The organism is Psychrobacter sp. CoH-33_TS_01 (assembly GCF_058189395.1).
Map to the genome: position 1 here is coordinate 383,042 of NZ_JBVGQI010000001.1, position 13,370 is coordinate 396,411.

The window sequence follows — 13,370 nt, forward strand, 5'->3', positions numbered from 1 at the left end:
CTCTATAAGCGCACGCTTCCTTACATGCTTTCCTAAATGCTTTGTGACATAAAAGCGCTTGGAAATGGGTATTGCTTTACAGCTTACTCTACTTTGCTTTTGGCTTTTCGTCTACATTAATAGCATCGGCTAGTAGCGCATCAGACAATTTTACCCCTTGCGCCGCCGCATTTTTTGGGCTGACGAATAGGGTTAAAGTATTCATAATCTCTGGTTTTACATTAATTACCGCTTCGCCATTTAAAATGCGATAGACCATCTTACCGGTAGTGCGGCCAAAGTCGTAATCGTTTACGCCAAGCGCAGCCGTCGCGCCACGTTGCACGCTGAACTCATCGGAGGCGATAATGGGGATTTGTAGCTCATTGGCAGCAGCGGTCATCGCTTCAAAAGCAGAGGCCACGTTATTGTCCATAGAGGTATAGATGATATCCGCACGACCTTGCAAACTGCGGGTCGCCATAGCGATATCCGTAGGGCGGTTGGCCGAGACATCCAGCACTTTTAAACCATAACTAGGCAGCACTTCTTGTAAGCGCTTGAGTAGGGCGACTGAATTTGCCTCACCTGGGCTATATACGTAGCCTACGGTCTTGGCATCGGGCTTAATTTTCTTAATTAATTCAATCTGTGGCTCTAACGGTAATTGGCTAGATAGACCCGTGACGTTTTCCTGAATAGGCACGTTTTGCTCGTTGATTAACTTTGCGGCTACCGGATCAGAAACAGCCGTATAAATCACCGGGATCGAGGTGGTTGAGGCCACGATTGACTGCGCTGAAGGGGTAGATATGGCGACAATAGCGTCTGGCACATCACCCACGAATTGCTTGGCAATCTGACCGGCCGTACCGGTATTACCCTGCGCACTTTGGAAGTTAATATCGAGGTTTTCACCGGCTACATAACCGTTGTCTGCCAACTCGTCTTGAATCCCGCGACGCATCTCGTCTAATGAGGGATGCTCAACGATTTGAGTAATGGCTAAGGTCTTAGCAGGTTTGTCAGTTTCGGCACTAGCGGTGGTGGTCTCTGCCGTTACGGTCGACTCAGGTTGTGAACAACCTACTAAACTGAGCGTGGTGAAAAGAGAGGTAATAATACCAAGGCGCAATTTAGAAATCGTTGTGGTAGTAGCTGTCGTAGCAGATATCATCGTAGGTCAACTCACTGTTAATACGGGTATAAAAAAGAAGCGCGGAAAATATAGCAAAATCAAAGTAATCAAAAATTAAATAAAAAGCACAGTAGGTAGTGATAAATAAGGGGCGATTGCTGGGCCATTTAGGGAAATGCCAAGCACAATAGCCACTGTTAATATCAAGTCATTCTATTATGACAGCTATGTAACATTGCGCAACTAGAAATTATAAGCAACGCAGTAGTCTAGGCTGTGATATTCGCCTTCAGGGTTAGCGTCTTTCCTATGGTCTTTCCCCTAATAGGGTCTATAGTCTTTATACTTTAAAAAAGAAAATTAGCGAGATTTAAGGGCTTTCACAATAAAGCGCTCGCATAGCCCTTATTCATTCAGGGTTGGGCGAGCGCTCTAGAGTGGTTATTTTAGGACAGCTATCTGGGTTGTTTAATTAGATAAACAATATTTGCTTAGCCCAATTTATCACCGACCGTGCACTCATCAGGTAGGGTAATGACTACTAAGCCCGTTTTAGGGTCACCAGAAGAGAGAATCATCCCTTCTGAAATGCCAAACTTCATCTTACGTGGCGCTAGATTGGTCACACAGATGACTTTTTTACCTTGCAGCTGCTCAGGCTCATAGAACTTGCGGATGCCGCTAAAGACATTGCGGGTTTGTGCCTCACCAACATCGAGCGTGAACTGTAATAGCTTATCTGCGCCTTCCACATGGTTACACTCAACCACATGGGCGACCGTCATCTCAACCTTGGCGAAATCTTCGATACCAATATAGTCTGCATCTTGGTTGTCAGCAGTATTGGCTTTATTATCCGTAGCCTGCTTAGTGTCACCAGAAGTTGGTGCCGCGGAGGCTTGCGCTGAATTAGCGGTGCTCTCTAACGAGCCTTTAGACGCTTCGACCATAGCTTCGATTTGCGCAGGTTCTATACGCTGCATTAATGGCTTAAACTTATTAATCTGATGGCCGAGTAGCGCTTCATGACGGCTAGCAAAGCTTAGGTCATCAATATTTAAGAAAGCTTTCGCATTGTCGGTCAGTTCAGGCAATACTGGCGCTAGATAGACCATCAATTGACGGAAGATATTAATCGCTACGGTACAGACGTCTTGCACCTCTTGTTCTTTACCTTCTTCTTTGGCCATCGACCAAGGTTTTTTCTCATCGATATATTCGTTGGCTTTATCCGCACATTGCATGATGAGACGCATAGCGCGTGAGAACTCACGGTTTTCATAAGCTACCGCAATCTCATCACCTGCACGCATAATCTCAGCTAAGAGTTCAGGTTCAGCATTGGTGCTGGATAGCATCCCGTCGTATTTCTTCACGATAAAACCCGCAGAACGACTGGCAATATTGACTACTTTGCCGACCATGTCTGAGTTGACCTTTTTCATAAAGTCATCAAAGTCTAGGTTAAAGTCTTCAACCTTGTCCGACAGCTTACTGGCAAAGTAATAGCGTAAGTATTCGGGATGCAGATGCTCAGCGTAAGTCTCGGCTTGGATAAAGGTGCCGCGCGACTTACTCATCTTCTCGCCGTTCACCATCAAGAAACCATGGGCAAAGACACTGGTAGGGGTACGGAACTCGCTACCGGCCAACATAGCCGGCCAAAATAACGCATGGAAATAGACGATGTCTTTACCAATAAAGTGATAAACCTCGGTCTTATGTTCGTTTTCTGCCAGCCAATAGTCATCAAAGTTCAATGCGGGCAAGCTAGGATCAGTGGAGTCTTTGCGCTGCTCGCATAAGTTTTTAAAGCTCGCCATATAGCCTACTGGCGCATCTAGCCAGACGTAGAAATATTTGTCCGGCTCATCAGCTGGCGTGTCAGGGATTTTAAAACCAAAGTAAGGCCCATCGCGGGAGATATCCCAACTGGCTAGACCGGCGTCAAACCATTCTTGGAGTTTATTAGCAATGGCAGGTTGCAGGCGACCTTCGTCACGTGTCCACTGGCGTAAAAAGCCGTCAAATTCTGGCAAGTCAAAGAAGTAATGCTTTGAAGTCTTTAAAACTGGGGTAGCACCCGACAACGTAGAGAACGGATTAACCAATTCATTAGCGTTATAAGTCGTGCCGCAAACTTCACAGTTATCGCCATATTGGTCTTTCGCCGCACATTTTGGGCATTCGCCTTTGACGAAACGATCGGCTAAGAACAAGCCTTTTTCCGGGTCAAATAACTGCTCGATATCTTTAGTATTGATATGACCGGCACTATTAAGGCGGCGATAGATTAGCTCAGAGAATTCTTTGTTTTCTTCTGAATGGGTGGTGTAGTAGTTGTCGTAGTCGATTAAGAATTTCGCAAAGTCAGCTTCGTGTGACGCTTTCACGTTAGCGATTTGCGATTCAGGGGATACGCCGTTTTCTTCGGCTTTGAGCATGATGCTGGTGCCATGCGCATCGTCTGCACACACATAGGTCACTTGATGCCCTTGTGCTTTCATGGCGCGTACCCAGATATCGGTCTGGATATGCTCTAGCAGGTGGCCTAAATGGATTTGACCATTGGCATAGGGAAGGGCACTGGTAACTAAAATATGACGCACAAAATCACCTTTAAAAGTATATGAGTTATAAGGGGTAAAGAGTGCGCCTATGATACCGTAAAAACGCTATTTATGGGTAACTGCTTGTGGCAGTGTGCGTAAGGTAAGCACAGTCAAATATTGGACAGGGCAGCTAAAACAGGGCGCGGAAAGATTATTGTGATATGTATTGTATCGGTATAGAATAATTACAGCTTATTATTTGTTTATACCTATTCACAGTTTCACCTATAAATATTTTTCTCATAAACATTGTGCTGATAAACAAGGAGGTTTATATGATGCGATTGCTGACCAATGCTAGCGTACAGTTGGTTAACCGTTATCTACCATCCCCATTCGTGTTTTCTATTGTCTTAACTTTGATTGCTTTTGTGGCGGGTCTAATTTTGACGGGGCAAGGGCCGTTGCCGATGGCAGGTCACTGGGGCAATGGCTTATGGTCCTTGCACAGTTTCGCTATGCAGATGGCGCTTATTTTAGTAACCGGCTATGCGTTTGCAAGTGCGCCTTTTATCCAGCGTATTTTGGATAAATTGGCCAGTAATATCACCTCACCCACCATGGCCATTATCGTATCGACCTTAGTGGGATTAGCCGGCTCATGGATTAACTGGGGTTTTGGGCTGGTGATTGGGGCGGTATTTGCCAAATCTTTGGCCAAAAAAGTCGCCAACGTCGACTATCCTTTATTGGTGGCCGCGGCTTATTCAGGCTTTATCGTTTGGCACGGTGGCTTTTCTGGGTCTATTCCTTTAACGCTAGCCGGCGGTGGCGAGACATTACAGACGCTATCGGGTGGAGTGCTAACCGAAGCAGTGCCTTTATCGCAGACTATATTTGCCAGCTATAACTTAATCATTATGCTGCTGCTAATCGTGATGTTGCCGCTATTAAATATGTTTATGCAGCCTAAAACGCCCACTACCGTCGACCCTGCCTTGATTAAAGACAGCGTAAAGGTGGTCCCTGAGCGTATTACCCCAGCACAAAAACTAGATGACAGCCGTATCGTAGCGTTGATTTTAGTAGCATTAGCGTTGATGTACTATATCAATGAATTTGGCACTAAAGGCTTTGATCTGGGGCTCAATATCGTCATCGGCCTGTTCTTATTTATTGGTCTACTGTCGCATGGTACTTTGGAGCGCTATTACTTAGCAGTCAAGTCAGGCATTGGCGGTATCGCTGGTATCGTGCTGCTATTCCCTTTTTATGGTGGCATCATGGGTATCATGACTGGTGCCAATGCTGACGGTATCTCTATAAGTACCCAGGTGACCGAATTTTTTGTGAATCATGCGTCTGCAGAGAGCTTTCCCATGCTCGCGTTTTTAAGCGCAGGGTTAGTCAACGTCTTTGTTCCTTCCGGCGGTGGTCAGTTCGCAGTGCAAGGTCCCGTAATGATTCCAGCAGGGGCTGCATTGGGCGTTAGTCCTGCAGTGACCGCTATGGCGATTGCTTGGGGCGATGCTTGGACCAATATGATTCAACCGTTTTGGGCATTGCCCCTCTTAGGGATTGCAGGACTGGATGCGCGCGCTATTATGGGCTATTGCCTGATGGTTTTGGTGGCGTCTGGCTTGGTCATTATGGGCGCATTTTGGTTATTGGTATAAGCTGCTAGTCATAAATAGCTAGTAAGTATTTTTGCAGCTAAGTACTATTTACAGCAGTTAATAAATGCTGAGCAGTAAATGAATGCTTAAATAAGAAAAGGGCGACCTAACTCAAAGTTAGATCGCCCTTTTTTATAGCTAATAAACGTCTCGTTACTAGCCAAAGTCCTTAGACAGCACTAGTTAGTCTTAGAAAGACCCAAATAGCGAGCCTAAAGTAATAATGACTACCGTCGCTAACAATGGAATGATCATAGTGACCATAGCAATGTTGAGATAAGACTGCTTATGGGTCAGACCACAGATAGCGAGTAGGGTAATGACGGCGCCACTATGCGGTAGCGTATCGAGACCACCAGCCGCCATAACGGCCACACGGTGCATCAATTCAGGGTCGATGCCGGTCTTGAGTGCCATTTGATAGTAATCAGCCCCTAAAGTGGATAGCGCGATACTCAAACCACCCGAAGACGAACCGGTAATACCCGCTAAGGTAGTCATGGCCACGGCTTCTGAAATCAAAGGGTTTTCAGGGTTTAAGTTCAAGATGCTATCACGAATGATTAGGAAGCCCGCTAGCGAAGCAATAACCGCCCCGTAACCCACTTCTGACGCTGTGTTGAAGATAGGTAACATTGAATCGTAAGTACCGCGGTTCAAAGTCTTTTGCAGATTACGCCAGTGACCAACGTTCAATAATATCAGTACGATACACGCTAGTACCAATGAGATAATGATTGACCATAAGCCCAATGAGCCGGCGATGTTCAAGTCTGGATACTGCGCTTGAATACCGCTAAAGTCCATCGCTGGGAATACGACATAAGTGAGTAGGGCGTTGAGACCGATGACCAATACTAGCGGAATCATTGCGGTGCCAAAAGACACGTGGCGCGTGGTATTCACATTATCCACTGCAGCGCCTGTGCTCGAGAGTGAGCCGACTTCTTCTTCCTCGTGGATGCCATAGCCTTCACCTGCCGCCATCGCTTTATTCGCGCGCGACTGTAGCCATAACCAACCTAAGGTAAACATAATTAAACCGCCGATGATGCCGAGAATAGGCGCGGCAAAAACGTTGGTATTATAATAAGGGATAGGAATGGCGTTCTGAATGGCGGGCGTGCCGGGTAAGGCAGTCATCGTAAACGTGAATGAGCCTAGTGCGATAGCGGCCGGAATCAGGCGCTTAGGAATACCCGCAGCTTTAAACAAGTCTTTAGCAATCGGATAAATAGCGAAGGCCACCACGAATAGCGAGACACCGCCATAAGTTAAGATAGCACAGACTAAAATCACCGCTAAGATGGCTTTATTAGCCCCAAGTTTTTCGACCACCGTACGCGCAATCGCGGTCGCTGCGCCTGAATCTGCCATAAGACGCCCAAAAATAGCGCCTAATAGGAAGATGGGGAAAAACTTCATTAAGAAGCCGCTAAGTGCGGTCATGAAGACGTCGGTGTAAGCGGGAATACTGCTCAAAAAATCGCCGGATAAAAACACAGCTAAGATGGCCATGATGGGCGCTAAAAACAGCACCGAGTAGCCACGATAGGCAAAATACATCAGTAGCAGTAAAGTAATGACAATGGCCAATGTGCTAAACATAGACACCTTCTCCTTGGTAAAATGACAATCCACCATCCTGATGGATTATTTAAAATATAACAGTCTTACGAGACCTCTTAAGCTCTTTTCATAGCCATAGCATAGCGTTCACAACTTGAGTAGTGTGCGAGATAAACTATGAGCCATGATAGGCATTAAGGCTTAAAAATTACGAATATTATGCCAATAATAACAGACACTAGCTGAACTAGAGATAACGCAAGGTAGACTAGGCAGCCTAATGACTGTGCGCAATCAGGTCTAGCTCGTATTGGAATAATGTGCTAAGTTAGCACAATTTATAGTGATAGGGAACGTATCAAGTTAATATTTATATTATTAATATAAGTTTACGTACTATTAAATGCTACTACCAAATATTTGTTAGGGAAATAATTTAAGCCATGATTAGCTTAATTATCTGACAAATCAATTATTTAATTTATAAAATCAAATATTCTACAGTTAACAACCTGACAGGGAGCAAGATTATGAGTCAATCCAAGGTATTTGGCAGTGCTAATGAGGCATTAGCAGACATTATTCAAGACGGGCAAACCCTCGCTATTGGTGGTTTTGGCTTATGCGGTATTCCTGAAGATTTAATCGTGGCGTTACGCGACACTGGTGTGAAAGACTTAACTTGTATCAGTAATAACGCTGGGGTAGACGATTTTGGCTTAGGTCTATTGCTCAAGACGCGTCAGATTAAAAAAATGATTTCCTCTTATGTCGGTGAAAATAAAGAGTTTGAGCGTCAATACTTAGGTGGTGAGTTAGAAGTTGACTTAACCCCACAAGGGACGCTAGCAGAGAAGCTACGGGCGGGCGGTGCGGGCATTCCCGCTTTTTATACCGCTACCGGTGTGGGTACTCAAGTCGCTGAAGGCAAAGAGACTCGCGACTTTGATGGTCGCACTTATGTGTTAGAGCACTCTCTAACCGCAGATGTGGCCTTAGTAAAAGCGCAAAAAGCCGATAAAGCCGGTAACTTAATTTTTAATAAGACCGCGCGTAACTTTAACCCAGATTGCGCTATGGCCGGCAAAATTACGGTAGCAGAAGTAGAAGAAATCGTTGAGATTGGCGAGCTTAATCCTGATGAGATTCATCTGCCTGGTATTTTTGTACAACGCATTGTATTGAATGCGACCCCTGAAAAGCGCATTGAAAAAGTAACGGTGAAAGCGGCGAGTTAAGCCCGTTATACGCTATTTATAGCCGTTTAATTTATAGTCGCTTAATGATAAAGGGGCTAAGCGGATAACTGAGTTAAACCGTTAGCAAAGTACGCCTTAAAAAAATTTACGCAAAACAGATATTACGCAAAATAGAACAAAACAATCAGGAGCATTACCATGGCATGGACAAGAGAACAAATGGCGCAGCGCGCTGCTCAAGAGCTGCAGGATGGCTATTACGTAAACCTAGGTATTGGTCTGCCCACGCTAGTGGCCAACTATATTCCTGAAGGTATGGATGTTTGGCTGCAGTCTGAAAATGGCTTGCTCGGTATCGGCGAATTTCCGACAGAAGAAAATGTTGATGCCGACCTAATTAATGCGGGTAAACAGACGGTCACTGCAGAAAAAGGTGCGAGCTTCTTTGGTAGTTCAGACTCGTTTGCGATGATTCGTGGCGGTCACGTCAACCTAGCGATTTTAGGCGCGATGGAAGTGGCCGAAAATGGCGATCTTGCCAACTGGATGATTCCGGGCAAGATGGTCAAAGGTATGGGCGGCGCGATGGATTTAGTCGCCGGTGTACAGCGCGTCATCGTATTGATGGAGCAGGTGAATAAATACGGCGAGCCTAAAATTTTGGCCGAATGCCAACTGCCTTTGACCGGTCAAAAAGTAGTTAATCGTATTATTACTGAGCTTGCAGTATTAGACGTCACTGACAAAGGTCTTAAATTGGTCGAATTGGCGGATGGGGTAACGTTCGAAGAGTTACAGAAGAATACCCCGGTTACTATCGCTCAGTAAGTCCGTTTAGTCCTATTATAAATACTCGTCTTAGTGGTCTCAGCACTGTGTAGCGCCATGCCACACAGCGCTAGCTTGTTGCTAAAAATGGTCATTTTATCGTTAGTAGTACGCAATAAATAGCAACAAACTGTCTGTATATATGGCTGATAGACAGCGAGTAATATTAGGGTTTATTGAATAATCAATCATCTTCAAGGAAAGAATATGGCGACGCAATTAACACAAGATTTAACCGGCCAAGTGGCTCTAGTCACAGGTTCAGCCAGCGGTATCGGCAGGGATATTGCTGAAACCTATGCGAAAGCAGGGGCTACTGTCGGTATTGCTGATATTAATATTGAGGCGGCACAAAAAGTAGTAGACGCTATTGAATCTCAAGGGGGCAAAGCCATCGCCATTGAGATGGATGTGACCTCAGAGGACGCGGTAAATGCTGGCGTGCAAAAGCTAGTGGATAGCTTTGGCAGTATTGATATCTTAGTCTCTAATGCCGGTATTCAAATTATCGATCCCATCAATAAGATGAGCTATGACAACTGGAAGAAGATGCTGGCTATTCATTTAGACGGTGCATTTTTAACCACCAAAGCCGCCCTGCAGCATATGTATCAGAATGATAAAGTCGGCACCGTGATTTACATGGGCTCGGTCCATTCGCATGAAGCCTCAATGTATAAGGCGCCTTATGTGACGGCGAAACATGGTCTCTTAGGGCTATGTCGCGTTCTGGCAAAAGAAGGCGCTGAACATAATGTGCGTGCGCATGTCATTTGCCCCGGTTTCGTTAAGACTCCGCTCGTAGAAAAACAAATCCCTGAGCAAGCAGCAGAGAAGGGCATTAGTGAAGAGGCTGTAGTCAACGACATTATGTTGGTGAATACCGTGGATAAGGAATTTACGACGGTCGACGATATCGCGCAATTGGCTTTATTCCTAGCCGCTTTCCCAAGCAATGTCTTTACCGGTCAATCGATCGTAGCTAGCCATGGTTGGTTTATGAATTAAGCCAAACCTAGTCATTAAGTTAGGGATGGCGGTGCAGCCAATAAGGTTATTAATAAAGTGCGGACTACTAAAAAAGTAAGAGTAGTGGTATTAATTAGAGTGGCTAAAATTGTGTTTACTGTTGGTTATTAGTCACCGCTAGCACTCAGTAAATTATCATTAGCTTGCTAATAAAAACCCAATCCATTAACATCTTGTTTTATTTAAAATTTGAGCCAATTTATTGGCTCTTTTTTTTGTTGCTTGCTATACCGTTTAGGTCAGTGACAAGTAAAGTTATGGAGTAAACCTTATGAATGTGCCTTCTTTTGCGTTGATGTTAAGCAACGCCATTGAGCAACAACAGTTTGAGCAAGCCATTACTGAGCTTGAAGACCTACGACCTATCGATATTGCAGACTTATTAGCTCTGATTAAACCGTCACTGGCTTGGCAACTGCTCGACCGTCTACCCAATCGCTCCACGATATTTTCTTATCTAGACGCCGATATTCAATTAGAGTTGGCTGAAGAGTTTCCACAAGATAAATTAGTGGCCTTAGTTGGCGAGATGCCTGCGGATGAGCGCGCTGATTTATATAAATGCTTTAATCAAGGGCAGCGCGATGCTTTACTGCCGGCACTAGCTCAAGCTATGCGGGAAGATATTCGCCGCTTAGCAGCTTATCGGGAAGGCACTGCTGGGGCCTTGATGACCTCAGATTATGCGACTCTGGCTGCGGAGATGGATGTCGCTGAAGCCTTAGCCTCTCTACGTAGAGAAGCACCTGATGTAGAGACCATTTATCATGCTTACGTGATTGATGCCCAACGTAAATTACTGGGCGTAGTCTCATTGCGCGCCCTGATTTTGGCCCCGCCAGAGCGTGCCATCAGCGAAGTCATGGTCGATTCTGTAGTCTCATGCAATGTCAATGAGGATCAAGAGGATGTGGCAAAGACTGTAGCGCGTTATGACTTGATTGCCCTACCTATTATTGATGACAATGGCGCTTTAGTCGGGATAGTGACTCATGATGATGCGATGGACGTCGCTAGTGATGAGGCTACCGATGACTTTCATAAGTCCGGTGGTGTCTCCACCATGGTGGGCAAACTCAAAGACGTCAGCATTCGTGTCTTATATCGCAAACGAGTATTTTGGCTGGTATTTTTAGTCTTTGGTAACCTGCTTTCTGGTATTGGTATCTCGCATTTTGAAGAGGTGATTGCCGCCAACCTAGTCTTGGTATTCTTCTTACCCTTATTGGTCGATAGTGGCGGTAATGCCGGCTCGCAGTCAGCTACCTTGATGGTGCGAGCATTGGCCACCGGCGATGTGGTCATGCGTGACTGGTTCTCGCTATTGGGTAGAGAGGCGATGGTCGCCCTGCTATTGGGAGGCACGATGGCCATAGCTATTTCCATTATTGGCTATATTCGTGGCGATGAGGTGGTGTCCCTAGTGTTAGCCCTCAGTATGATGTCGGTGGTTATGATTGGCTGTGTGATTGGTATGAGTTTGCCTTTCGTACTGAATAAATTGGGCTTTGACCCCGCTACTGCCAGTGCCCCATTAATCACTTCAGTCTGTGATGCTTCAGGCGTCATTATCTATTTGTTTATTGCCTCAAGATTTTTAGCCTTCTAATGGCTTATCTTTATAAGTTTATTCTTCTATGTTTTTATCTCTATAACTTTTTCCCTATTAAGACAGCCTCTACCTCTAAAGTAGTATCGCAATTTAACCACGATGTCCTCATACCGGCGTTGTGGTTTTTTTATAGTCTAAACTCGGCTACACTAAACGACATTGCTAGCACCCCTCAGAAATATGATAACTAAGGTCTAAATCGCTATGTTCAACTTCATTAAAAAAACACTAAACTCCTCACAAGATAAAGCGTCCACTACTGAAACTCCAGCGGAAATGGCTCAATTGGATTCGGCTGTCGATAAGGTGATATTGGGCTACCATGTGGGCAATGTGAGTATTGCGCAGATGCTAACGGGCTTGAACCGTGAGGGAGATAGCGTGACCTTAGATTTGCGCCTGCCAGCAGACAGTGACCCAGAAAATATTCAACGAGAGCTTGGCCAACTCCTAGAGCCGCATGGGATTAAAGAAATTAATATGAACGTGACAATGTTGGCAAAAGATAAGGGGCTAGCAAAAGATAAAGGGTGGTCAAAATCCAATGCGACTTCGAATGACATTCCTGCAGCGGGGCCGAATAAAGGCGCAGGTCGAACCTTACCTAAGACGACCGATGCTATGGGGGCGAGTAAAGCAGCGGCTGAACCTGCTAGCGCACAACCTGCGAATACCTCAGAACCTGATGAAGCTCCTATTACCAAACGTGCGCCCACCCAATCAAGTATCGCACCGCATCCACGCATTCGTCATATTATCGTCGTAGCCTCTGGTAAAGGTGGGGTGGGTAAATCGACGACGACTGTTAATATTGCCTTAGCGCTGAAAAAATTAGGCAACCGTGTGGGGGTGTTAGATGCCGATATCTACGGTCCTAGCATTCCTACTATGCTCGGGGTAGAAGGCGTCAAACCTGATTTAGAAAACGAGCAATTTGTACCCGTTGAGGCGCACGGCATGCCAATACTGTCTATCGGTAGCTTATTGGGTGGCGACAATACCCCAGTAGCTTGGCGTGGCCCAAAAGCCACCGGTGCGCTTATGCAACTATTTAACCAGACCAACTGGCCGTCGCTTGATTATCTTGTGATCGATATGCCACCCGGTACCGGCGATATTCAATTGACCCTAGCGCAGCGTATTCCGGTAACAGGTGCGGTCATTGTCACCACTCCGCAGCATGTGGCGTTAATGGATGCGCAAAAAGGCGTCGAAATGTTTAATAAAACCAATATTGCTGTGTTGGGTGTGGTCGAAAATATGGCGCTGCATACCTGTTCAAATTGCGGGACTACCGAAGCTATCTTTGGTGCGGGCGGTGGTGAGACTATTGCCAAAGAATACCAAGTACCGTTATTAGGTCAATTGCCGCTGGCGAGTGGTATTCGTGCTCAAGCCGACAAAGGCATCCCGAGTGTGATTGCTAATGACGGTGCTGGCGATGAGTATGCGGAGTACTATCTTAATATTGCTAAGAATATTGAAACCAATATCGATAAATTTGCGAAAAGTCGCGATGACGGGCGTATTTTTTAATAGACCCAGCAACCGTCATTATGAGATATTTAATTAGTTGAATGAGTTTCCAATCCGCCTAGCAGCGAAGGATAACCTATGAGTCGAGCAAATGCCAAAAAGGTAGTGCTGTTTAAGTTGCTTATCGTGGTGCTATCCTTTGGGCTCTTGATCGTCACTTGGCAGGTGGCCTAAACTGAGACATAGGCGTCTATGCGCTTGTTCTATGAGGTAACGATGTTTACAGATAGAGACAGCCGTTATAGCCTTTAA

Annotated in this window: 9 protein-coding genes; 6 read left to right on the top strand and 3 right to left on the bottom strand. The window is 45.5% G+C overall.

Annotated features, from left to right (window positions below; genetic code table 11):
* Nucleotides 1-88: 88 nt before the first annotated feature.
* Nucleotides 89-1,156 carry an ABC transporter substrate-binding protein gene (locus ACZ2XM_RS01625; RefSeq protein WP_490587903.1) on the bottom strand — a complete coding sequence of 356 codons (1,068 nt, stop codon included), beginning with the start codon at nucleotides 1,154-1,156 and terminating at the stop codon, nucleotides 89-91.
* Between the two features lie 452 nt (nucleotides 1,157-1,608).
* The gene (metG, locus tag ACZ2XM_RS01630; protein WP_490587902.1) at nucleotides 1,609-3,726 is read right to left on the bottom strand and encodes a methionine--tRNA ligase; all 2,118 of its coding nucleotides are present in this window, start codon (nucleotides 3,724-3,726) and stop codon (nucleotides 1,609-1,611) included.
* Between the two features lie 278 nt (nucleotides 3,727-4,004).
* On the opposite strand from metG, the gene ACZ2XM_RS01635 reads away from it, so the two are divergent.
* Nucleotides 4,005-5,345, top strand: a complete 1,341-nt coding sequence (locus ACZ2XM_RS01635; RefSeq protein WP_490587901.1) for a short-chain fatty acid transporter — start codon at nucleotides 4,005-4,007, stop codon at nucleotides 5,343-5,345.
* Between the two features lie 189 nt (nucleotides 5,346-5,534).
* Here ACZ2XM_RS01635 and ACZ2XM_RS01640 read toward each other — a convergent pair whose 3' ends face one another.
* Nucleotides 5,535-6,953, bottom strand: a complete 1,419-nt coding sequence (locus ACZ2XM_RS01640; RefSeq protein WP_490587900.1) for a GntP family permease — start codon at nucleotides 6,951-6,953, stop codon at nucleotides 5,535-5,537.
* Nucleotides 6,954-7,444: 491 nt separating this feature from the next.
* Between ACZ2XM_RS01640 and ACZ2XM_RS01645 the strand changes: the two genes are divergently transcribed.
* The 5 genes from ACZ2XM_RS01645 to apbC all read left to right on the top strand — a co-directional run bounded on the left by ACZ2XM_RS01645 (nucleotide 7,445) and on the right by apbC (nucleotide 13,118).
* On the top strand, nucleotides 7,445-8,152 hold the full coding sequence (locus tag ACZ2XM_RS01645; RefSeq protein WP_490587899.1) for a CoA transferase subunit A: 708 nt from the start codon (nucleotides 7,445-7,447) through the stop codon (nucleotides 8,150-8,152).
* Nucleotides 8,153-8,311: 159 nt separating this feature from the next.
* A complete protein-coding gene (locus ACZ2XM_RS01650; protein ID WP_490587898.1) occupies nucleotides 8,312-8,941 on the top strand; it encodes a CoA transferase subunit B in 630 nt (209 codons plus the stop codon).
* Nucleotides 8,942-9,148: 207 nt separating this feature from the next.
* Entirely contained in the window at nucleotides 9,149-9,949 is an 801-nt protein-coding gene (locus ACZ2XM_RS01655; RefSeq protein ID WP_490587897.1) for a 3-hydroxybutyrate dehydrogenase, read from the top strand.
* A gap of 292 nt (nucleotides 9,950-10,241) precedes the next feature.
* Complete coding sequence (mgtE, locus tag ACZ2XM_RS01660; protein WP_490587896.1) at nucleotides 10,242-11,579, top strand: magnesium transporter; 1,338 nt, start codon at nucleotides 10,242-10,244, stop codon at nucleotides 11,577-11,579.
* A 207-nt stretch (nucleotides 11,580-11,786) separates the two neighbouring features.
* Complete coding sequence (apbC, locus tag ACZ2XM_RS01665) at nucleotides 11,787-13,118, top strand: iron-sulfur cluster carrier protein ApbC (RefSeq protein ID WP_490587895.1); 1,332 nt, start codon at nucleotides 11,787-11,789, stop codon at nucleotides 13,116-13,118.
* The last annotated feature ends 252 nt before the right edge of the window (nucleotides 13,119-13,370 follow it).